Source organism: Arthrobacter sp. MA-N2, from assembly GCF_000517125.1.
Classification (GTDB): domain Bacteria; phylum Actinomycetota; class Actinomycetes; order Actinomycetales; family Micrococcaceae; genus Arthrobacter; species Arthrobacter methylotrophus.
In genome coordinates this window covers 1,740,967-1,762,011 of record NZ_KI912155.1, presented here as the reverse complement: position 1 = coordinate 1,762,011, position 21,045 = coordinate 1,740,967, and the positions used below count along the sequence as shown (strand labels likewise).

General features: G+C 61.8%; 20 protein-coding genes. 6 read left to right on the top strand and 14 right to left on the bottom strand.

Translation table 11 applies throughout. The annotated features are described in order from the left end of the window. Positions 1-129: 129 nt before the first annotated feature. The 6 genes from A3M3_RS0108970 to A3M3_RS24400 form a co-directional block, all read right to left on the bottom strand. Entirely contained in the window at positions 130-855 is a 726-nt protein-coding gene (locus tag A3M3_RS0108970) for a GntR family transcriptional regulator (protein WP_081736747.1), read from the bottom strand. A gap of 145 nt (positions 856-1,000) precedes the next feature. Next, a complete protein-coding gene (locus A3M3_RS0108965) occupies positions 1,001-1,957 on the bottom strand; it encodes a PDR/VanB family oxidoreductase (protein ID WP_035741538.1) in 957 nt (318 codons plus the stop codon). A gap of 10 nt (positions 1,958-1,967) precedes the next feature. Further along, complete coding sequence (locus A3M3_RS0108960; RefSeq protein ID WP_028266041.1) at positions 1,968-3,239, bottom strand: cytochrome P450; 1,272 nt, start codon at positions 3,237-3,239, stop codon at positions 1,968-1,970. Positions 3,240-3,355: 116 nt separating this feature from the next. Further along, positions 3,356-4,150, bottom strand: coding sequence for an ABC transporter ATP-binding protein (locus A3M3_RS0108955; protein ID WP_081736745.1), 795 nt, complete (start codon positions 4,148-4,150; stop codon positions 3,356-3,358). A gap of 17 nt (positions 4,151-4,167) precedes the next feature. Then, complete coding sequence (locus A3M3_RS0108950) at positions 4,168-5,451, bottom strand: ABC transporter substrate-binding protein (protein WP_081736744.1); 1,284 nt, start codon at positions 5,449-5,451, stop codon at positions 4,168-4,170. Positions 5,452-5,509: 58 nt separating this feature from the next. After that, positions 5,510-6,478 carry a branched-chain amino acid ABC transporter permease gene (locus A3M3_RS24400; RefSeq protein WP_155854347.1) on the bottom strand — a complete coding sequence of 323 codons (969 nt, stop codon included), beginning with the start codon at positions 6,476-6,478 and terminating at the stop codon, positions 5,510-5,512. A 529-nt stretch (positions 6,479-7,007) separates the two neighbouring features. Between A3M3_RS24400 and A3M3_RS0108935 the strand changes: the two genes are divergently transcribed. The 3 genes from A3M3_RS0108935 to A3M3_RS0108925 are packed head-to-tail and all read left to right on the top strand — an operon-like array spanning position 7,008 to position 9,929. Continuing rightward, positions 7,008-8,207, top strand: coding sequence for a serine hydrolase domain-containing protein (locus A3M3_RS0108935; RefSeq protein ID WP_028266038.1), 1,200 nt, complete (start codon positions 7,008-7,010; stop codon positions 8,205-8,207). 7 nt (positions 8,208-8,214) lie between these two features. Beyond that, on the top strand, positions 8,215-9,030 hold the full coding sequence (locus tag A3M3_RS0108930) for an ABC transporter ATP-binding protein (RefSeq protein WP_051423061.1): 816 nt from the start codon (positions 8,215-8,217) through the stop codon (positions 9,028-9,030). Further along, complete coding sequence (locus tag A3M3_RS0108925; protein ID WP_028266036.1) at positions 9,027-9,929, top strand: branched-chain amino acid ABC transporter permease; 903 nt, start codon at positions 9,027-9,029, stop codon at positions 9,927-9,929. The genes A3M3_RS0108930 and A3M3_RS0108925 overlap by 4 nt, the downstream gene beginning before the upstream one ends. Positions 9,930-9,980: 51 nt before the next feature. Here A3M3_RS0108925 and A3M3_RS0108920 read toward each other — a convergent pair whose 3' ends face one another. The 6 genes from A3M3_RS0108920 to A3M3_RS29255 form a co-directional block, all read right to left on the bottom strand. Continuing rightward, complete coding sequence (locus A3M3_RS0108920; RefSeq protein ID WP_028266035.1) at positions 9,981-10,526, bottom strand: TetR/AcrR family transcriptional regulator; 546 nt, start codon at positions 10,524-10,526, stop codon at positions 9,981-9,983. Further along, positions 10,523-12,493, bottom strand: a complete 1,971-nt coding sequence (locus A3M3_RS24395) for an MFS transporter (RefSeq protein ID WP_051423060.1) — start codon at positions 12,491-12,493, stop codon at positions 10,523-10,525. The genes A3M3_RS0108920 and A3M3_RS24395 overlap by 4 nt, the downstream gene beginning before the upstream one ends. 233 nt (positions 12,494-12,726) lie before the next feature. Further along, positions 12,727-14,064 carry an NADP-specific glutamate dehydrogenase gene (gene gdhA / locus A3M3_RS0108910; RefSeq protein WP_028266034.1) on the bottom strand — a complete coding sequence of 446 codons (1,338 nt, stop codon included), beginning with the start codon at positions 14,062-14,064 and terminating at the stop codon, positions 12,727-12,729. A 157-nt stretch (positions 14,065-14,221) separates the two neighbouring features. Then, a complete protein-coding gene (locus A3M3_RS29260; protein WP_269317253.1) occupies positions 14,222-14,350 on the bottom strand; it encodes a hypothetical protein in 129 nt (42 codons plus the stop codon). Between the two features lie 235 nt (positions 14,351-14,585). Beyond that, positions 14,586-15,305: an SDR family NAD(P)-dependent oxidoreductase gene (locus tag A3M3_RS0108900; RefSeq protein WP_028266033.1), complete on the bottom strand. Its 720-nt coding sequence runs from the start codon at positions 15,303-15,305 to the stop codon at positions 14,586-14,588. A 229-nt stretch (positions 15,306-15,534) separates the two neighbouring features. Next, on the bottom strand, positions 15,535-15,669 hold the full coding sequence (locus tag A3M3_RS29255) for a hypothetical protein (protein ID WP_269317252.1): 135 nt from the start codon (positions 15,667-15,669) through the stop codon (positions 15,535-15,537). Between the two features lie 384 nt (positions 15,670-16,053). Between A3M3_RS29255 and A3M3_RS0108890 the strand changes: the two genes are divergently transcribed. Then, positions 16,054-17,133, top strand: a complete 1,080-nt coding sequence (locus tag A3M3_RS0108890) for a hypothetical protein (RefSeq protein ID WP_155854346.1) — start codon at positions 16,054-16,056, stop codon at positions 17,131-17,133. Between the two features lie 742 nt (positions 17,134-17,875). Here the strand turns inward: A3M3_RS0108890 and A3M3_RS0108885 are convergent. Beyond that, positions 17,876-18,763, bottom strand: a complete 888-nt coding sequence (locus A3M3_RS0108885; RefSeq protein WP_028266031.1) for a DsbA family protein — start codon at positions 18,761-18,763, stop codon at positions 17,876-17,878. 161 nt (positions 18,764-18,924) lie between these two features. Between A3M3_RS0108885 and A3M3_RS28010 the strand changes: the two genes are divergently transcribed. Together A3M3_RS28010 and A3M3_RS0108880 are read left to right on the top strand one after the other, a co-directional pair. Continuing rightward, a complete protein-coding gene (locus A3M3_RS28010; RefSeq protein WP_155854345.1) occupies positions 18,925-19,077 on the top strand; it encodes a hypothetical protein in 153 nt (50 codons plus the stop codon). 250 nt (positions 19,078-19,327) lie between these two features. Continuing rightward, positions 19,328-20,161: an IclR family transcriptional regulator gene (locus tag A3M3_RS0108880; protein WP_035741535.1), complete on the top strand. Its 834-nt coding sequence runs from the start codon at positions 19,328-19,330 to the stop codon at positions 20,159-20,161. A 5-nt stretch (positions 20,162-20,166) separates the two neighbouring features. Here the strand turns inward: A3M3_RS0108880 and A3M3_RS0108875 are convergent, their stop codons facing one another. Next, positions 20,167-20,979 (bottom strand): IclR family transcriptional regulator, encoded by an 813-nt coding sequence (locus tag A3M3_RS0108875; RefSeq protein ID WP_028266029.1) that lies wholly within the window; start codon positions 20,977-20,979, stop codon positions 20,167-20,169. Between the last annotated feature and the right edge of the window lie 66 nt (positions 20,980-21,045).

Here is a 21,045-nt window from a genome sequence, read left to right as displayed (position 1 = left end):
CGCGATACGTGTTTCGTTTTGAGGAGTGTGATTACGCACAAAAAAATATGCAGATTGTTCACACATTGCATGCAATAACCATGCCGATTGGCCTCTTCTCTGTCAAGTCGAGGAAATCGGGCGGCCGGCTTAGCGCGCAAGCATCTGCTTCACCCGCACCTCGCGGGCGCGGCGCATGTGGGCCACTGCTTGCTCTTCGGCACGATCGGCATCACCGGCCGCAATGGCCTCAAGGATCGCATAGTGTTCCTTGAGGCTCTCGACGGAACGCCCCTCGGAGTCATAGGTCGTACGTCCAAAGCGGCGCACAGCGTGTTCGACCTGCGTCAGAAACCGTTCGAGATATGGATTGCCGCTCGCGTCCCGAATGAGACGGTGGAATTGCAGGTTGAGCTCAGCCAAGCGCCTACTGTCGTTGACCTGTCCTTCCATCTCGCGGTGCACCGCGGTAAGTGCATCCACCAGGCCTGCCGGCCTGCGGATGGCTGCGGTGCGGGCCGCTAGTCCTTCAAGGCTCTCGCGAACGGCATAGACAGCCAGGATTTCGTCGATCGACATTTGAGCGACGACGGTGCCCCGGTTGGCCACGCGCTGGGTGAGACCCTCGTCAGACAAACGGCGAAGAGCCTCCCTCACCGGTGTCCGGCTGACGCACAAGGTTTGCGCTAGGTCATCCTCGCGCAGCCAGGCGGGAGGTGCCAGTGCCCCGCTGAGAATGGCCTCGCGCAGAGCATCAGTGACGGCATCCGTCATACTGCCATGCTCGGGGGCGACAAGGAATGACCGCAGCGAGTTTGCCGCCGGATCAGCCGGCGTCCGGGGTTCGGTTGGCTCCGTCCGTTCTGAATGAGTCATGATCTTTTGCTCCTGACCGTGGCTGTGGACCGTCGATTGCACGGGTTCGCAAAGACAGCTGGGATTGATATTAGACCGTCTGTATGCAATCTCGACAGTCCTACACTTGTCACTTGATCCATAGGATCCCCTGTGTCTGCGGACGTCAGAGCTTGAGCACAAGCTTGGGGCACCCGTGTTCGGCACGGGATACGCAGATCATCATGCTGGACTGCTCGTCCTTCTCGGAATCGGTGAGTAAGGAGTCCCGGTGCTCAGCGCGGCCCGCCAGGATCGGAGTTTCACAGGTGCCACAGGTCCCTTCCTGGCACGAGGAGAAGACGTTGATACCGATCTTCTCGGCAACCTCAAGGATGGTCGTGCCCGGGGGAACTATCGCGGCAAGCCCGCTTTCCGCGAACTCGACTTCGAACGATTCGTCTTCGCCGACAGTCTCGACCACCTTGGGGGCGAACCGTTCCACTCGCAGCGAGTTCTTCGGCCAATGCGCGCTGGCCGCTTCGGTTGCCAGCAATAAAGGCTCGGGGCCACAGGCGTAGATCAAGGTGCCGGTTTGGGGCACAGCGAGCAGGGACTTCAGATCCAGCAGCCCTACTTCATCCTGCGGGGCGATGGTGACGCGATCGCCGTACCGTCCCAGCTCCTCCAGAAAAGCCATGGACCCCCGGGTACGGCCACCGTAGAGCAGTGACCAGTCAGCGCCGTCGGCCTCCGCCTGCTCAATCATCGGCAGGATCGGCGTAATGCCAATACCACCGGCGATGAAGATATAGCGGCTGGCGCGGTGGAGCGCGAATTTGTTCCGTGGAACGCTGGCCGTCACGCTGGTGCCTGCCGTTAATGAATCATGGATGCGGGCAGATCCACCCCGCCCGGCAGGCTCACGTAGCACCGCGATCCGCCAGGTACCTGCATCAGCCGGACGTGAACACAGCGAATACTGGCGGACCATCTCGTCGTCGAGAACGACGTCGATATGGGCGCCAGGGGCCCATGCAGGCAATGGCGTGGCGTCGGGTGAGGCGAGCAGGAGCGATATTACGCCCTCAGATTCATCGCGACGTGCGGAGACGGTCAGGGGGATGCGGGTTTCCGTTTGCATATTTTCTCTCTTAGATCAGTTCACGGGCACGGGCTGCGTCTGTGACGTCCCAATGCACGGGCAAGGTCCTGCGGATCGGCAGGAGTGCCATCTGCACAAAATCCAGCGGCGTGTCAGCATCAGCGCGCAGGGACGGAAGGCGCTCGAACAGCACCTTCAGACCCGTCGCTCCCTGGACCCGGGCCAATGGCTGCCCAAGGCAAGTATGGCGCCCCTTGCTGAATGCAAGATGATCGCCGACGTCCGCCCGGTGAATGTCAAAATCGAACGGCCGATCGTAGTATGAAGCGTCCGTATTCGCACTGGCCAGACCCAGCCAGACCACATCGCCCTTTTTGATCTCGGCACCGCCGAGGATCACATCTTCTTTGGCCCACCGCGTCGCCGTGCCGGATGGACGGCGGCGGACGGTCTCGTCGAAGACCCGCGGCCAGAGCTGCGGGTCGGCCATGGCGGCCTCAAGCGCCTCGGGGTTTGCAGTGAGAAACAGTACCGCGTTGGCCATCGCTTGCGCCGTCGTGTCGGTGGCGGCGCCGGAGAACTCTCCGACGTGCACGGCGATCTGCTCAGGCGAGAGCACCATGGCGCCTTCGCGGTCCCTGACCCCTGCCATCTCCGAGATGAGGTCATCGCCGGGGTTCTCGATGCGCTCGTGGACGATCCCGCGCAGGTATGTCTGCGCCTCGGCGTAGCGGCCCCACACTTCCGAACGACGGGGTTCCTCCATGGGCTCCAGAGCACTGGCGAGAATAGCAAACTGGTCATCTCGCAGTTGGCGCATCATCGGTTCGGCCTCATGGTCAAGACCGGCGAGAGCCATGAATGTCTGCGTAGTCAGCTCGAGGCAATAGGCCTCCATGAGGTTGGTACTTCCCTCGGCGGCGAAGGAGTCGACGATACGGTGCGCACGCTCCTCAATGACAGGCTGCAAGGCATCCATCCGGGGTTTGACGAAAGCTCGGCCAGCTACGCTGCGGGACAAAGTGTGACCGGTCGGATCGGAACCCACAAGAATCTTGGCAATCAGCTCCTGCGGAACGATGTGCTGAAACTGCTCTGGCACCTCGATGGAGGCACCTTTGTCTCCGCTTGAGAACTTCTTCCAGTCGCTGAGCACGTATTCGCAATCGGCCTTGGCCGTGACGACCCAGGCGTTGAGGTACGGGTAGAAGAACGTCGGCATTTCGTCGCGTACATTGGCAAAGGCCAATGCCGGGTCGCGGAAGTAGTCATCTCCCATTGCATCGAAGGTGTGCGAGACGGGGCAGCGTGCTGCTGTCACGAGGAGGTCCTTTCGTTTCTGCGGGAGCAGATGCCCCGCCATGCTTGCAATATGTTGTGCAGCGTCCAGTCGTCAAAAGATCGCAAAGGTCGTCCCTTTCGAGAGCTGTTGTTGTGCTATCCGGCGTGGCCGCCGAGGTAGGCGGCCTTGACTCTCTCGTCGTTCTTGACTTCCGCAGCAGGACCTGACGCGACAACAGCTCCGGATTCGAAGACATACGCCAGGTCAGAGGCCTCGAGGGCCATAGCTACGTTTTGTTCAATGAGGAGCACCGTCGTGCCCGATCTTTTGATGTCGGCGACGACCTCGAAGACGCGCTCGATCAGCTTGGGCGCCAGCCCAAGGGAAGGCTCGTCGAGAATGAGCAGTCGAGGCTTTGCCATCAGTGCGCGACCGATCGCCAGCATCTGCTGTTGGCCTCCGGATAGGAATCCCGCCTTGGACGAGCGGCGCTCCCTCAGCTCCGGGAATTGGTCAAAGACCCGTTCCAGGTCGCCCCGGATCTGGTTTCCGCCCCGGCGGGTGATCGCCCCTGCGCGGAGGTTGTCGTCCACGGACAGCTGCGTGAAGATGCGGCGGCCCTCCATGGCTTGGGACATTCCCTTTCGCACGCGCTCCGATGCCGAAGCGGCGGTCACATCCTGCCCGTACAGCAGGATGCTCCCCGACACGACCCGCGCCTGATGCACGTCAAGAAGGCCGGTCGCCGCGCGGACGAGGGTTGACTTGCCGGCACCATTAGCGCCGAGGAGGGTGACAACCGAACCATCGGGCACGTTAAGGGAGACGTTGTGGAGTACAGGCGCGTGGGCGCCGTAGCTGACTGAGAGGTCATTGATGGCGAGGGCGGTTGACGCCGGGCTGTTATGCCCGGCACCAACCGAGTCACTCGCAGTATGCGTTTGCGACATTAGTTTCCTGACATTTGCTACTTCTTGTTCTGGAAGGTGTATCCCTTTGAGGTCTTACCCTCGACGCCGAAATCCTTGATCTTTTGGCCGGTCTGGGTGGAAACGTCGATGCCGATAACGGAGTACACGCTCGATGCCGCGCGGACCGCTGGTGCACCCCAGGGCATATTGCCCTGAAGGCCCTTGAAATCGAGTGCCGTTGTCGAATTGAACGCCGCCATCATGCCCTTCCGGGATAGGTCGCCACTGGCTATGGCTTTCTCAATGACGGAGGTAAGTGCCATCGCGGAGGAATAACCGTTCGTGTAAAGCCACACCGGCGTCACGTTGGGGGTGTACTTGTCATGCGCCGCCATCATGTCGGCCATACCTGCCGCGTTGGTGTCACCGTAGATGGTGGCGTCCTTCACGAGCAGAAGATGCGCCTGCATGTACGCGGCGAGGGGGGAGGCCTTCATGGACGGGATCCAGTCGGAGGACGGCGCCATCCACTGCGGTGCGAAGCCAACTTCGGCTGCCTTACTGAGCAGCTTCGTGAGAACGACGCCAGAGCCCTTGGTCATAATGATCTGGCACCCGTCTCGACGCAGCTCCTGGATCTGGGGCGTGTAGTCACCGTCGAGCGGCAGGGTCACGGAGGTTCCAGTGTTCAGGCCCATCTTGCCGGCACCCCAGTACAAAGCATCCTTGCTCGAAGCACCGAGAGCCCCTTCAAGGGCGGCGTAGCAGACCCGCGCGTTTTTCTGGCCCGACTGGGATGTTGCCCACTCGATTCCGTTAATCACGTCGATCTCAGCGGGGGCAGTTGTCATCATGATGGAGGGCTGGTGCAGCAAAGTCCCGTCACCGCTGCTGGGGATGCCGATGATGCCGTCGGCATTGAGGTCCGGAAGAATCGCGTTGGTCATGGCGGTCCCGAAAATCTGGGTGTACGCCAAAACATTGGCCTTGCTGGAGTTGTACTCCTGTATGACTTTTGCGGGGTCGTATGCCGTGTCGCGGACGAGCAGGTCGACCTTGTACTTGCCGTCGATGCCGCCCTTGTCGTTGAGCGCCTTGTAGTACGCCTGCATGCCCTCAAGAATGGTTCCGGACGGCTCCGCGAGGGCGCCCGTAGTTACGCCAAGAACGCCGAGAGTGATTTTGTTACCGTCAAAGCCGGGAGCGCTGGCGAGGCCGCCGTCCGCAGCGGGCGCTGTCGCGGGCCCGCTCCGACCACACGCCGTGGCCGTAACCGTCATCGACAGGGCGATCAGTCCGATGCCCATCATTCGTGCGGCAGAAGTAGTTCTCTTGTTCATGCTCAATCTCCTTTGGTTGAGTTGTGCTGCGTCCGTGAAGCTGATGGTTGAAAGTGCGTTATCCCGCCCGGCGGCGCCATTTGGCGACCCCGAAATCCCAGAGGCTCACGAGACCCTTCGGGGCGTACATGAGGAGAAGGACGATCATGAGTCCATAGGCAAGGATGTTGAAAGCGCCGACCGTCATGAGGCCCGGCCCGCTCTCGGTTGTTTTGAGGAAGAGGCTCAGCACGGGGCCCTGGGATTCCTGGGCGATCAGTTGTTGGGCCGACCAGACTACGACGGCGCCGAGGATCGCGCCGGAGACCCTCCCCATTCCGCCGATGACGATCATGGCAAACAGCAGGATCGACGTCGAAATACCGAAGGCCGTGGGCGAGACGAACTGCTGGAGCACCGCGTAAAGGACTCCCGCGAGGGCACCGAGCCCGCCTGCCAGCGCCGAAACCTGAATTTTGTAGGAACGGACGTTGACGCCCACGGCCTCGGCCGATCTCTCTGAATCATGGATGGCCTGCATGGCACGGCCGGGACGGAAGACCACGATCGACCCCGCCAAGTAGGCAGCAACAGCAAGGATGCCCCAAGTGAGCCAGAACATCGATTGTGATCGGGTGAAGTCTCCCAGTGCGGCGAAATCGACAGGCCCGAGCGCGATCGACGCGGACCGAAGGCTGATCCCGGACTCCCCTCCGGTCACCGTTTTCCACTCGTTGAATACGTATTGCCCGACCATGAGGATACCCAGGGTCGTGATAGCGAGTTCGTCCCCGCCCAGCCGGATGGAGAGGAACCCGGTCAGGGCGCCGAGTCCGGCGCCGATGGCGAGAGCCAGAAGGGTGTAGAACCCAAATGGAAGGCCCAGCTGAGCTCCGAAGTAGGCGGCCCCATAGGCGCCAACCCCCATGAAGAACGGCATCGCCATGGTGACCTGGCCCGTCTTGCCGGTGAGAAGCGTCAGCCCGATCGATGCGATCGCGTAGACGGCACAAAGCGACAACACCCCGAGGCGTGCGTCATCGAGCATCAGCGGGCTCCCGATGTACGCAATCAGCGCCACAAGCAGAGCTGCCCACTTAACTATCCGTGGGATTGCCCGCGGATGGTGCGCTGCCGCCCTCGGGGCAGACTTCGATTTCGGAGACTGCAGTACGGTCACCGCTGCACTCTCCTCGTATTTTTGATTTACCAACTCACCGCTCCCTCAAGGTGGGACTTCACAGTTCCCGCAGGCCAGTTGCCACGGGTAAAAGTTCACCGTGACCAGGGTCACCTAGTATGTATATCTTTTGTATCCAATATTGTCCAGTTGGCAAATCCCGGATTGAGATTCACTACTCGACCTCGAGATATTTCATCAGTTGCAACCTGATAGACACCGAAATTTCGGGATAGCCCTGTTTGTTGCCGGTGAGATTGCTGCTAGCATCCACCAATAAGATTGAATTCAATCACAATAAGAGCGCAGATGACGGTGGATCTGAACAGAGCCGTCGCAGCCGACATCATCTGCGACTACGCGCCGCTGGCACCCACAATGAAGCGAGGTCCCACCCATGACACAGTCCACCACCACGCGCATCGACGACAGGGCGCTGTCACGGCTTACTGATCGCATCAAGTTCGACGTCGAAGCTGGCGACTATGACGGAGCCGTGATCGCCATCGCCCACAAGGGCGAGATCGTCGCGCACGAGGCAATCGGGTACGCCGAACGCGACACCGGACGACGCGCGCATACGGATGATATTTTCCGCATTCTGTCGCTGACCAAGGCGTTCACCAACACCCTCGTCTACCAGGCGATTGAACTGGGGCTGCTGTCTATGACGACGAAAGTCGTGGACGTCATCCCTGAGTTCCGCTCGAAGGACCGCTTTCTCAACAAGCGTAAGGACCGTATTTCGGTCACCGATCTCATCACTCACCGGTCAGCCCTTCCGCCCACGCCGGAGCCCGTTGAGTACGAGCGGCTCGGTAGTCTGGAGGCAACCATCGAGGCGATCTGCTCCATGGATGCCATCGGCGATCCAGGCCATACTGTCGACTACTCTCCTGCCTTCAACCACGCGCTCCTCGGCGAAATGGTGCGACGGGTCCACGGCAACTCGTTGTCATTTGGCGAGCTGCTGCAGCGCGATGTCTTTGAACCGCTGGGAATGACCAACACCGCCCTCGGCGCCCCGGAGGCCTGGGCCGACCGCCTTGTTCCCCTGAAAGCACGCTTCGAGGCCACCGGATGGCTCAGCGCGGCCGATATCGAGATTCTTAATACGGTGCTCGATGAGAAGGCAGAAATGCCGTGGGTCGGCGCAGTGTCGTCGGCCGGCGATGTGCTCCGCTTCGCCGAGATGCTCCGCCGGGGCGGCGAACTCAACGGAGTCCGCCTCATTGCCCCCGCGATCCTGGAACGCGCTACGAAGAACCACACAGGTACCCTCATCAATAACTGGTGGATTCCGATGGCGCAGCGTCGAAACTGGGACGTCATGCCCGCAAATCTGGGCCTCGGATTCTTCATCCGAGGCGAAGGGATGCACCCGAGCATCCTCGGAACTCTCACCTCGCCCGGCACCTTTGGTAACTACGGTGCCGGATCAACCCTGTACTGGGTGGATCCCGCGCGTGAACTTTCCCTTGTGTGCCTCACCTCCGGCGTCATGGAGGAAAGCGCCAACATCGAGCGCTTCCAACGCCTCTCCGACATGACGGTGAGCACGGTCGTGAACGACAGTGTTTACCCCGACATGAAATAGGCCACCAATGACCGACACTTTGATCACCCCGGCTACGCCATCGGTGAATGCCCATGCCAAGCCACTTGAGGTCGCGGGCCTGAACGTTAGGATCGGCGGCCTGCGCATCCTCAACGATGTCAGCATCACCCTCGACCAAGGTGAAATCCTCGCCGTGATCGGGCCGAACGGCGCTGGCAAGACCACTCTTTTTAACTGCATCACCGGCCAGCATCGGCCGACCTCGGGCAGCATCACTGCAGATGGTCGTTCCCTGATAGGGATGGTGCCCTCGAAAATCGTTGCCCACGGAGTCGCCCGCACGTACCAGAACCTGGCTCTGTTCGGTTCGATGACGGTGCGTGAAAATCTGATGCTCGGCTACCACTACGTCATGCGAACAAGCATGGTCAGTGCAGGCCTCCGTCCGCGACGCACGCGCAAGGAGGAACGGGCCTTCCTGGAACGCGTTGATGGGCTGATCGCGTCGCTGAGCCTCGAACCCTTTGCCGATAAGGCTGTGGGGGAACTTCCACAAGGCATCTGCAAGCGGGTGGAACTTGCCCGTGCTGTGGCCATGTCGCCGAAAGTGCTGCTCATGGATGAGCCCGCTGCGGGCATGAACAGCGAAGAGACGGCGGAATTCGGTCGATACATCAAACAGCTGCACGAAGAAACCGGCATCTCCATCGTCCTCGTCGAACACGATATGCCGTTCGTGCTGTCGCTGGCCCATCGCATAGTCGTCCTCAACTTCGGTGCAATGATCGCCTCCGGGACACCGAGCGAGATTCAAAACGACCCCAAGGTGATCGAAGCGTACCTAGGAAAGGCAAAGCAGTGACCTGGAACGACATCCTGCAAACCGCGGTCTCCGGATTCGCCCTCGGCAGTACCTATGCCCTCGTCGCCCTCGGCTTCGTCATCGTTTTCGCGGCGACGCGGATCATGAACTTCTCGCAGGGCGCCTTCGTTCTACTTGGCGCATACCTTACTTATCAGTTCGGCGCGGTCTGGAACCTTGGCTTCTTTGTTGGCCTGCTGTGTTCGGTGGGCGTCTGCGGCCTCACTGCCATCCTCACCGAAAGATTCGTGATGCGGCGGTTCGCACACCGTCCGACGTTCAGCGTTCTCATGGTCACCATCGGGGTGCTCTATATTTTCGAAGCGATCGTAAGTTCGATCTGGGGAGTTAAGTCCCAGAACCTCGGCGATCCCTGGCGCCTGGACACGATCACGATGGGTGGGGTAGCGATCTCCGTCAGTGACATCTGGACCCTCGCCATCAGCGTGACTCTCATCATCGCCTGCTTCCTGTTCCTCACCTACACCCGGGGTGGTCTGTCGATGCGCGCCTCTGCAAGCGACAAAGAGGCCGCGGTCTCGATTGGCATCAACCCCCGCAGGGTGACTTACGGCGTGTGGTTTGTCGCCGGCGCTCTCGGCGCGGTCGCAGGAACGCTGCTGGCCACCGGATCATCCGGGGTGACACTGGGTCTGACTTCGGTGGTGTTTGCCACCATGCCAGCCGTCGTTTTGGGCGGACTCGACTCCCCTGTAGGCGCGATCGTAGGAGGTTTCGCCATCGGGTTGGTACAGCAGTTCACCGCCCTCGTACAGCCCGTGCTGTGGCCGGATCTCGGAAGTCGTTTTGCCACCGTTACGCCGTTCATAGTTTTGCTGCTGGTACTGCTCATCCGTCCTAAGGGTCTCTTCGGCACACGGGCCGTAGAACGCTTCTAGCGTTCCTGCCGGTATCCGACCGGCAGGGCAACACCCAGAAGTCAGCAATGCCTACGTTGCCGCAGTGCATGCGTCGATCTGGGCCTGGACGATTGCTCCGTAGTGCGACATCAGTTCGTCAAAACTCCAGCCGTCGAACAGGCCCAGGGTGCGTACGCCTTCGCCGAAGCCGATCATCAAGGTAGTCACCGTGGATGCGAAGCGGCGGTCCGCTGAGCGGTCGCCGATGAGGCGGGCGATGGCGGAGAGGTAGCGCTCACGAATGTCGGCCCGGGCAGCGTCCGTGCTGGGCGCATCCAGCACGGCGAACGGGATGGCGGCCCAGGGTTCCTGGTGTCCGCGTTCCCGACGCATCAGCACGCGGAACACGAGGGCCCTGCCGAGCTCCGACGTCGGGACGTCCAGTTCGGCGAGCGCCGATTCGTCCGGTTGCACGGCCGCATAAAGCCTTTCCTTGCTAAGAAACTGTTTTATGACCAAGGCCGCCGACACGCCCGCCTTTGCGGCGATGTCCCGCACCGTCACGGCCCGGTAGCCGCGCTCGCCAAAAAGGTGTGCAGCTGAGCGGAGGATCGCTTCGTGGCTAGTGATGCTCACATTCCCACCGGTTCTTCGGAGATTTCCCCAACGGGCGGCGCGGCGAGATCCAGGGTGACGGAGCGGTTGTCCACCGCGAGCTTCTGCGCGATTGCCCGCTCCGTCAACGGCTGAAGCATGGTCACGAGGTAGCGGCCTGCCGGGGGCAGCGGAAAGGCGTACATCCCGTCAGCGTCGGTCCTGGTGGTGGCAACGTGTCCGCCGCCGGCTTCGAGCAAGGTCACCACGGCACCGGCAATCCCCTCGCCGGCCACGCTTACTTCGCCGCCGATTGTCAGCCGGTCGCGCAGCAGGACGTTGTGCTCGAGAGTGCGTCCGTCGAACTCAAAGACTTCGGCCGTGGGTGTCCAGCCAGCTGCATTGGCCACCATGAGGTATTTGCCTGCGCCGGGGAGGGCCACGGAATAGTTCCCCTCAGTGTCCACGCGGCCCCAATCCACCGGCTGGCCGCCGGTCTGGAGAACGGTGACGACGGCGGGAGTGAGGGGGCGGTGGTCGGGCGCCAGTACGCGTCCCTGAACCACGAGCTCGCCGGCTTCGACTGCGCCCGCGGGCGGACGCAGGGCAGCGGCGGCGCGTGGGATGAAGACTGCCGCCAGAATGGAAGCGGCCGACGCAAGCACGGCCATCCAGAAGACGTCCTTGAAGGCATCGAATGCGGGGAGTCTCTTGGACCCGACCGTCAGGGTGACCGAGGTGAGGACGGCGGCAACCGCCGCACTGGACGTCGACGTACCGATGGACCGGACGAGGCTGTTCAACCCGTTGGCGGAGGCAGTTTCGGTAATGGGCACGGCACCCATGATGAGTGTCGGCATGGAAGCATACGCAATGGCTGTACCCACGCTCACCACCGTTGAGCCGATGATCACGGAAGCTATGGAATCGTAGAAGAAGACGCGGCCTACGTAGCCGGCAATCATGACGGCTGCCCCGGCCATCAGCGCGGTCTTTCCGCCGAAGACCCGGATGATGCGCCCGGAAATGGGTGCGAATATCACCATCGCGAGGCCGGACGGGACCATGCAGAGGCCCGCAGTGATCACGCTCAGCTCGAAGCCGTAGCCGGTGGAGGCGGGCAGCTGCAGCTGCTGGGTGGTCAAGAGCATGTTGGCGAACATGGCGAAGCCGATCAGCAGCGAGGCCACGTTGGTCATCAACACGGGCCGGCGGGCCGAGGTGCGCAGGTCAACCATCGGCTGGCTGACCTTAAGCTCATAGGGGACCCAGACGGTCAGCAGTATTGCGGCGGTGAGGAAAAGCAGCAGAACCGACTCCGAACGCCAGCCCCAGGAACCTCCCTTGGAAATGGCCAGCAACAGGGCGGCCAACGCTGCGGACAACACCAACGCGCCGGCATAGTCGAAGCGACCCGGGGTGCGGACCTTGGACTCGGGGACTACCAAAACCACTGCAACGAGCAGCAGTGTGCCTGCGGCCGCGGAAACCCAGAATATCGAGGCCCACCCCAAGCTCTGGTACAGGACTCCGGCGAGGGGCAACCCCAAAGCACTACCGATTCCCAGGGTGGCACTCATCAACGCAACCGCGGAACCCATCTTCTCCTTGGGCAGCTCATCGCGCATGATGCTGATACCCACGGGAATCAGGGCCGTGGCGAAGCCCTGGAGCGTCCGCCCGATGATCAGCCACACGAACGAAGCCCCAACCGCTGCCATCACCGAGCCTGCCACCATGATGGCAAGGCACACCACCATCATCTTGCGTTTCCCATACATGTCCGCACTGCGGGAAACGATGGGCGTGGCCACCGCGCTCGCGAGCAAGGTGGCAGTCACAAGCCAGGACGCGTCGTCGGCAGATACTCCCAGGATTCCGGGGAAATCCGGGAGGAGTGGAACCACAAGTGTTTGCATCAGGGCAACAAGGGTGCCGCTGAGGGCCAGTACCGCAGTGATGGCGGTCGAGGACGGCCGTGCTGTTGTCAGGGCAGTGGAGCGAGTCATCTCTTGCTTTCAGCTAAGGGGCGGCTTGTGGGGACGGTGAACGCGCGTTTACCCCTAAGGAGTAGAACATCATTCAATCCACGCAAGCAAGACTCGTCAGGTGTTCGTTCTGTCACGCCCCAAGGCTGGGCGGCGCCTTTGGCGCTGGCTACTCCCGCCCCACGAATACCCGCGCCGCCAGTTGAAATCTGACGAAACCGGCCTTCCTGGACCGCTGTTTTCCGCGCGGCAAGCTAAATGAGTCCCTGGGCCAGCATCGCGTCCGCCACCTTCACGAAGCCGCTGATGTTCGCTCCCAGTACGTAGTTCCCCGGGTCACCGTACTCGTCCGCGGTGGCTGAGCAGCGTTCGTGGATCCCGACCATAATCTCGGTGAGCCGTTCTTCGGTGTGCGCGAAGGACCAGGAGTCGCGGCTAGCGTTCTGCTGCATCTCCAGCGCGGACGTCGCCACCCCGCCGGCGTTGGCGGCCTTGCCCGGGCCGAACAGGATGCCTGCTTGTTGGAAGACCGCGACGGCGTCTCGCGTCGAGGGCATGTTGGCGCCCTCCCCCACCGCCAGCAGGCCGTTGCGGACCAGCCGGGCGGCAGCGTCGCCATCGAGTTCGTTCTGCGTGGCGCACGGCAGCGCGACCGTCGCGTCGATGTCCCAGACGGAACCTCCCTCCACATAGGAAACGGCGGAGCGCCGGGCTTCGTAGTCCTTGAGCCGTCCGCGCTCGATCTCTTTGATCTGGCGCAGGAGGTCGACGTCGATCCCGGCCTCATCCACGATGTAGCCGGAGGAATCGGAGCACGCCACAACCGTGGCACCGAGCGCCTGCGCCTTGGCGATCGCGTTGATGGCGACGTTGCCGGAGCCGGAGACCACCACGCGCTGGCCCTCAAACGACTGGCCGCGGGTTTTAAGCATTTCCTCGGTAAAGATCACGGTGCCGTAACCGGTGGCTTCGGGCCGTACCAGCGAACCGCCCCAAGAGATGCCCTTACCGGTGAGGACACCGGATTCGTAGCGGTTGGTGATCCGCTTGTACTGTCCGAAGAGGTAGCCGATTTCGCGGCCGCCGACGCCGATGTCCCCGGCCGGGACGTCGGTGTATTCGCCGATGTGGCGGTACAGCTCGGTCATGAAGGACTGGCAGAAGCGCATGATCTCGGCGTCCGAGCGTCCTCTGGGGTCGAAGTCGGACCCGCCCTTACCACCGCCGATCGGCATGCCGGTCAGCGCGTTCTTGAAGATCTGCTCGAAGCCGAGGAACTTGATGATCCCTAGGTTTACCGAGGGGTGGAAGCGCAGGCCCCCCTTGTAGGGCCCCAACGCCGAATTGAACTCCACCCGGAAACCACGGTTGATCTGGAAGCCGCCGGCATCGTCCGTCCACGGCACCCGGAAGATGATCTGGCGTTCGGGCTCGCAGAGCCGTTCGAGGACCGCGCCTTCAAGGAACTCCGGGTGGCGGTCGTGCACTGGGCCGAGGCTGTCGAAGACCTCAGTGACTGTCTGGTGGAACTCCCCTTCGCCGGGATTTCGTGCCAGCACCGTATCCCGGATGGCTTCAAGCCGTGCGTCCATTGCAACTCCCTATACCTCAGCGCCCCTCGCTGGGCGCAACAAATAAGCTTTTCCATAGTTGCACCGGGCCGGATGGGATTGCTAAATGAAGCCCTGACAGGCACTCCGTATGACTCAGATGGCTTAACCTTCCATGCCGGCCGTCCATGATTGGACCCTAAAGGTCTTGCACCGCCGGGGTCGCGGGTTCTGCCCATTCCAGTGCCGCCGCGAAGTGTCCTTCGTTCGGGAGGGCCTGTAGTTCGGCCAGCGCAAGGTTGCCGTGCGTGCAGGCGGCGACGGCCATGGGTGCGGCGGAGCGGCCGTGGCTGTGGCGGTCAGCGTCCGAGGTTGGTCAACCGAGTGAGCATGTCCTTGTCCTGGTGCCACAAGGGCATGGCATCGGGCGAGGTTTGTGAACATCCCACGGCACATAGCCGGCATCTTCAATTATCACCAGACACCCGAAGCCGAGCGAGTTCCTGGAAACGCGGCGCGCCCCTGAGATGGCGGGGACGCGCCCAGATGCTGCTGGCTTCGTATTAGACGGCCGTATAGCCGCCGTCGATCGGAATGATCGCGCCGGTGATGAACTTCGCCTTGTCGCTCGCGAGGAAGGTGATGAGGTCGGCGACCTCCTGCGCCTCGCCAACGCGACCGGCCGGGTGGAGGTTTGCATACTGCTCCAGGGTCGGCTCGTCAATGAGCGGGGTACGGATGACCCCCGGAGCCACCGCGTTCACCCGGATACCCTCCTTGGCGTACATCGTCCCGGCTGCGCGGGTCATATTGACAACGCCGCCCTTCGAGGCCGAGTAAGCAATGTTGTTCGAGACGGCCACGAGACCGAACATCGAAGCAAGGTTGACAACCACGCCGCCGTCGCCCTGTTTCAGGAGCTGCTCGATGACGTACTTGTTCGTATAGAACACCCCTGAGTAGTCGATGCCATTGGTGCGCTCCCAGTTTTCGACGGTCGAGGTGACGACGTCGCCCTCGCCGCCGACACCCGCCGAGGCGACGGCAATGTGAAGGCTGCCAAACTCCTCGACCGTCTTCGCGACGGCGGCCTCGACGCTCTCGGCCTTTGAAACGTCGCCCTGGACGAACTTCGCGCCGATCTCGTCGGCGACTTCCTGGGACTTGGGGTTGAAGTCGAAGATCATGACCTTCGCACCTTCCGCGATGAAGGTCTTTGCGGTGGCGAGACCGAGCCCCGATCCGCCGCCGGTGATGAATGCGACCTTGTTCTCGAGCTGCATGAGTCAGTCCAATCTGTAAGCGATTGCGGTCACGGTCGTGTCCACGCTCCCGTGATACGCATTTATATATGCGTATGCATTTAGCTTGGCACTAATACTTGTTTTGTCAACTAAATGTGTGACGGCCCACATCTCGCACGACCATTTCGTGGTTGGGACCGTAAATGGTGACCATCCGCGCATTGGCCGGTGCCCGGTGTCTACCAGTTCGCTCTGGATTCAACCGGGCCTAATCCCCCGGAACCGTCACCACGGCCGAAATCAACGTACTTGCCCAGCGCCTGATCGGCACTGCTGCGGCGGCCAGCGCAGCGGCATCTGCGTGCGGGTCGATCACCTCCAGTGCCGCTTTCGACCCGACCATCAAGGACGGCCGGGCAGCCGCCGTCGCCCCCCTAAGAGCAATTGGGTCGTTCCGCTGCAGACGGGGCCGTTCTATGCCTATCCGGTCAGCTGCGGCCTTATCCGCGGCCCCTTGACCTGTCCAGACCCGCTGTCTGCGCACGATTTCTCTCTGATGGTGAACGGTGCTGGCCAGTGGCCGGGCTCCGTCACAATCTGCTCCGACTGGTTACTAGCTAATGGCCGCCCCGTCAGGGGATCGGTATCCATGAATCAGACGGGCCGGGTCTGAGGTGGCCCGGACAAAACCAGAGGGAAGATTATGAAAAGTATCACTAAAAGGCGTGCTGGACGGGTGGTAGGGCCCTTGCTTGCCGTTGCGTCCCTTGCCGCGGGGTCTGTTGCAATGGCATCACCGGCATTCGCCGTCACATTTATCGGGCAGAACCAGCCGACGGTTGTACAAGCCGTCCAAGGCCAGACGACCACGCTTAACTGGACGTACAAGAACACCGGTAGCCCGGGTGAAATCCGCGAATCGGGGTCGGTTCCCACCATAACGTTCTATGCCCCGGCCGGTACAACGTTCCCGGATCAGTCCACCGTTCCGACGTCGTACTCCTCCGACGGGACAAGCTATGCAGCGAACGACCTCAAACTGAGCGGATGCACCGTCGGCGGTGGCGGGACCACCCTCACCTGCACCGGGGGATCCGCTTCTGGTTCAGCGAGCAGCGGTTGGCCCACTAACGACTTGTTCCGATTCTCGCCGCAGGTCACGGTGAGCCCCACGGCGACCCCGGGGACGTACTCCGCGGCCGCAGTGATGCAGTACACAGACCATGCCACCGGCGAGGCCTACGAGATCAAGGACGGCACGCTGGACGTGAATGTTGTGGCGAAGGTTGAGTCCGAGGCCCCTAAGGTGAACGCGGCGAACACTATCCCGCCGGGAGGGACCGGTGATGTGGGGGCCACTGTTGAGAACACGTGGAGCGCGGCTGAAACGGGTAACGTGACGCTGTATTTGACTGCTCCGGCCAACTCGACGTTTACCAGTAACCAGGTCTGGGGGACCGACATTGTTGGGGGAGTGCAATCGGCAGGCTCCAGCCCGGTATTCACGAACTGCACCCTGTCCAACGGCAACAAGAACATGACCTGCAACGGGAACATCACCATCCCGGCAGCCGCTAACGGTCAGATAAGCGCGGTGAAGTTCACCACGCCCGTAGCTGTCGCTGCTTCGGCAGCAGAGAACACCCTCTACAGCGACGGCGTGTTCAACATGACCAATAGCACCGGGACCAACAACACCATCAAGGGCGGACTGACCACGCTGCAGTACAGAACCCCCGTGATTGCTGCGGTCCCCATGATCAGCGAGCAAGTCGGCGCAGCCGCCGCAGGCATGATCGGCGTGGCCGGCCTGGCAGCCGGCGGCACCTTCCTATACCGCCGCAGGAACCGGAACCAGACAGCATAAGCGGTACCAGCAAGACCCGGCAGCACCACGAAAGGTGTGGAGAAGTTCTACTTCTCCACACCTTTCGTGCATCAGTTTGCAGGGCTGGGAAGTTCTTGAAACCGGGGAACCTTGATTTCAGTGGCCTGTTCCGGAATCCAGCTGATGAACTAAATGATCCCTGAGCGGAGGGGATCCATGCAGTCTTGCCATTTGGGCACCGGCTCTTGGCGGGTGCGATGCTGTACCGATGACCATATGGCCGGGTTTGCTTGGCCTCCTGGCCACAGGGATTGTCGACCGACTTCCCTTAAGACAGCCGCTAGATCGCGCGCGATCCTTCCCGTGCGTCTGCCCCTTCCTTCCCCCGCCCCTTCCCCGCCCGCACCGTCATGAACCCGCTCTGGCGTCTGCATGGATTCCTGCGTCGTCATGCCTGCCTGTCGAGAGAGTGGAAGGACCAAGCGATGCCGAACCGTGAAGCGCCGGAGCGGTTGGCTCCCCGAGCGGGGTGAAGGCTGGTCTTAGCTAACCAGTTGATGCTGGGGCCCGTTGTTGCCCTAGTCTGCACGCCAAACAGGACGGGCCCCAGCACTTTCTGATGAACCCACACAAAGGTGGTGCCTGGCTGGCCCGGGAGTATCCGATGGCCGAGGCCAGCCAGTCATGGATTAGTAGCGCAGTGCGGCTGAATCATGACGGAGACGAGGACGGCTCTGGAGTCAGCGTTGCAGACAAGCAACGTCCGGAACCCGCCGTCAATTCAGGAGGCCTTTTTCTTTGCATCAATCGCTGTTTGGATGTCGGTGGTGAGGTTGGTCCTGCCGTTCCATTGCTTGCCCTCGATGAATACGGCGGGCGTGCTTGTGATGCCGGCTGCTGCGCCGGCCCGGGTGGAGTGCTTAACCCAGGGACGGAATTGTTTGCTGTCGACGCAGGAGTCGATGTTCGCTGCGCCGACTTCCTTTGCCATGGCCTTGAGGTCCTTGTCGGGGATGCCCGATCCGCCTTCAGCAGGCTGGCGTTCGAAGAGCAGGTTGAAGAAGTCGACGTATTTCTCCGGCGAGGAGTTCACTACGCAAGCAGCCGCATTGGCTGCACGGGAGGAGTAGTTGGTGGTAGACCTTTGATCCAAGAACCCGACCGGGCGGAACTCGAGGGAGATTCTCCCTTCATTGCGTAGGTTCGTAAGCGACTCACGGTTGGCGGTTTCGATTTGTTTGCAAGCTGGGCAGATGAAGTCGATGTACGCGATGACCTTGACGGGCTTTCCAGCCTCAGCTTCGCCACCGGGGACCGTCACAGTGGCGGCTTTCGTGCCCGCAGAGGCCGGTACATCGGTCACGTTGACGGTGGCCGGTTCTGACTTCACAACTTCGGTCTTCGCCAGCAGCGTCACGCCGCCGTGCAAGTTGGCGTTGGCCGGTGTGGGGCCTTGATCGGCGATAGGCGCGTTTTGCTGGATGCTGCTGGTCACCACGAGGGCGATGACCGTGATGATTGCCACAGCGGCAGCAACGATGCCCCAACCGACAAGGAGCTTTTTGCGTGTGTCCTTCTTTATCTGTGCTTCGCGGATTGCGCGGGCTTTTTCCCGTGCCTGGGCGGTGCGTTCAGCCTTGGTCGGGCGGGATTTGTTTACGGGGCTCATCAGTTCCTCGGGATGGTCGAAGTCGTCGTGCGCAGCCAGAGGCAGCAGGGCGCTGTGTCATATCGACGTGGGTTGCGCCGTCAAGGTGTTGCTGTTCCAAGTGCCACTTCACGTGCCTCAGCCTGAATGTGGCGTTGGCTGCATCTACTAGTAGCCCTGGTTTGAGCTGTAATGACGGCTCCTGGATCTTTGCCGATGCCGGCCGGCACGTCGTCCACCCGGGAGATCCCCTGGTCGAGGAAAACGATGACCAAGATGTCGACCGTGAGCGGATCTCCTCGTACCCGGTGTCCGGAATAGTCGCGATGAGGTAGGCGTCGTAGCCTTCGTCCTGCGCTTGGAGTGCCGCGCACCGTACATCACATCGGCCTGAGGCTAGCGACACGGGCTACTTGGGCTGAGCCGGGCGTCAGTCTTCCTTCGGTTTCTCGGCGAGCATCACGATGATTCCGCTGGGTCCGCGGAGTTACGTGAGTTTGTAGATCCCGCTAAGGGGCTCAAGGGGGCGTCGCCCCTCCGTGTCTGCGCCTGGACTGCGTCATATGATGGCCAAGGAGTGGCGGGATGGTCACGTCGCGCGAAAGGACGCAGATGGCAGGCAGGCCGAGGCAGGACAACGGGCAGGTTCAGGGAGCGGCGGCGTCGCTGTTGAATGGTCTTGCCGTGCTGGAAGCCTTTTCCGTTCAGAATCCGGTTCTTGGTGTGACTGAGGTTGCTCAGCGCGTTGGACTCCACAAGAGCACGGTCTCGCGCATTCTTAGCGGTTTAGCAGAAGCTGGATATGTGCAGCGGGATGAGGAGACTGGACGGTATCGGCTCGGGCTCGGTCTCCTTGCTTTGTCCGGCCCTTTGCTGGCGGACCTGGATGTCCGCCGTGCTGCGCTTCCATATTTGGAGCAGTTGACCGAAAGAACCCAAGAGACCAGCGCCATTTCCGTCTGGAACGGCTACGAGGCGATCGTCGTGGAACAGGTTGCCAGCCCCTATCAGGTCAAACACACTGCCACCATCGGAACCCGGTACAACAAATTCGAAAGTTCTTCGGTGCGGGTCTTCCTGGCTGAGCTGGCGCCCGCCCTCGCGACCGAACTGATCGAATCCGGGAAGATACTGCGAACGGCGGGAGACGGTTTGCCAGTTGACTACACCACCCACCTGCAGGAAGTGGCCCGTCAGGCTTACGCCGTCAACGACGGTTACACTACCGAGGAGGAGTTTGGTGTCTCTGCTCCGGTTCGGGATTACCGGGGCAAAGTGGTTGGTTGCATCACCGCATCCGCTCCCCGCTCCCGCGTGCACAAGCTCGCCAGCAGGGACGCCGTGGTTCAAGCCGTGCAACATGCCGCCTCGGAAGTCTCCAACCGTTTGGGCTGGCAGGCTTCCCCGGATGTGACGTGAGCCAGTCAGCACATTGGATTTGTTTCCCCCGGCCGGCTGCCTAGCCGTGTCGACACGCGCCGAGCGGCCTCCAGCACGGCTTCGCGCAGGAGGAACTGACTCTGCTGATGCTGCACCCGGGCCCGGGGTGCACTCGCCGTGATGCAGCCGACGACGGCGCCACGGTAGTCCCGCACGGGGGCGGACACCCCGTATTCCTCGTAGGTGGTCTCGCCGTCGTTGACGGCGAAGCCTTGTTCCCGAACGCCCGCCAGCTGTTCATGGGCCGCGTCCTCGAGTCCGAGGTAGCCTTCTCGCAGCACGGTCTGGCCAGCCAGAAGGCGGTCCGTCTCTTCGGGCGGCAGTTCGGCGAGGAACACGCGGACTGAAGAGCTGGCGAACTTGTTATAGCGCGTGCCGATCGCCGCGCTGTGCTTGACCTGATGGGGGCTCGCCGTCTGTTCCACAACGATCGCGTTGGTGCCGTTCCAGACGGCGATCGCGGCCGTCTCGCCGGTGGCTTCGGTGAGTTCTTCGAGATGGGGCAACGCAGCACGGCGGACGCCGAGTTCGGCCAGCAGCGGTCCCGCCAGGCCGATCATCCCGAGTCCGAGGCGGTATCGCCCGGTGTCTTCATCGCGCTGCACGTATCCGGCGTCGTCCAGGCCGGTGAGCATCCGGGAGACGGTGCTTTTGTGCAGGCCGACGAGTTCGGAGATCTCCGTGACGCCAAGGAGCGATCGCTTGGCGACGGAGAAGGCTTCGAGGACCGTCAGACCGTTGAGCAGCGATGCTGCCGCCCCTTGCGGTTTGTCAGGAGTGGGTTGTAGGCCCAGCATGAGTTCTCCCTCTCCAGGTGCTTGTGCACGCCACGGCGCGATCCAGGAGATCCAGGACCGCGCCGT

What these genes read in the sequence shown, in the direction of transcription:
- A3M3_RS0108935 (WP_028266038.1), top strand. Translation starts at nt 7,008, where the DNA reads ATGACACAGTCCACCACCACGCGCATCGACGACAGGGCGCTGTCACGG.
- A3M3_RS0108875 (WP_028266029.1), bottom strand. Translation starts at nt 20,979, where the DNA reads ATGCTGGGCCTACAACCCACTCCTGACAAACCGCAAGGGGCGGCAGCA.
- A3M3_RS24395 (WP_051423060.1), bottom strand. Translation starts at nt 12,493, where the DNA reads ATGACTCGCTCCACTGCCCTGACAACAGCACGGCCGTCCTCGACCGCC.
- A3M3_RS29255 (WP_269317252.1), bottom strand. Translation starts at nt 15,669, where the DNA reads ATGGTCGGGTCGAAAGCGGCACTGGAGGTGATCGACCCGCACGCAGAT.
- gdhA (WP_028266034.1), bottom strand. Translation starts at nt 14,064, where the DNA reads ATGGACGCACGGCTTGAAGCCATCCGGGATACGGTGCTGGCACGAAAT.
- A3M3_RS0108970 (WP_081736747.1), bottom strand. Translation starts at nt 855, where the DNA reads ATGACTCATTCAGAACGGACGGAGCCAACCGAACCCCGGACGCCGGCT.
- A3M3_RS0108885 (WP_028266031.1), bottom strand. Translation starts at nt 18,763, where the DNA reads ATGAGCCCCGTAAACAAATCCCGCCCGACCAAGGCTGAACGCACCGCC.
- A3M3_RS29260 (WP_269317253.1), bottom strand. Translation starts at nt 14,350, where the DNA reads ATGGCCGTCGCCGCCTGCACGCACGGCAACCTTGCGCTGGCCGAACTA.
- A3M3_RS0108950 (WP_081736744.1), bottom strand. Translation starts at nt 5,451, where the DNA reads ATGAACAAGAGAACTACTTCTGCCGCACGAATGATGGGCATCGGACTG.
- A3M3_RS0108955 (WP_081736745.1), bottom strand. Translation starts at nt 4,150, where the DNA reads ATGTCGCAAACGCATACTGCGAGTGACTCGGTTGGTGCCGGGCATAAC.
- A3M3_RS24400 (WP_155854347.1), bottom strand. Translation starts at nt 6,478, where the DNA reads ATGCTCGATGACGCACGCCTCGGGGTGTTGTCGCTTTGTGCCGTCTAC.
- A3M3_RS0108930 (WP_051423061.1), top strand. Translation starts at nt 8,215, where the DNA reads ATGACCGACACTTTGATCACCCCGGCTACGCCATCGGTGAATGCCCAT.
- A3M3_RS0108965 (WP_035741538.1), bottom strand. Translation starts at nt 1,957, where the DNA reads ATGCAAACGGAAACCCGCATCCCCCTGACCGTCTCCGCACGTCGCGAT.
- A3M3_RS0108900 (WP_028266033.1), bottom strand. Translation starts at nt 15,305, where the DNA reads ATGCAGCTCGAGAACAAGGTCGCATTCATCACCGGCGGCGGATCGGGG.
- A3M3_RS0108880 (WP_035741535.1), top strand. Translation starts at nt 19,328, where the DNA reads ATGGTCACGTCGCGCGAAAGGACGCAGATGGCAGGCAGGCCGAGGCAG.
- A3M3_RS0108890 (WP_155854346.1), top strand. Translation starts at nt 16,054, where the DNA reads ATGGCATCACCGGCATTCGCCGTCACATTTATCGGGCAGAACCAGCCG.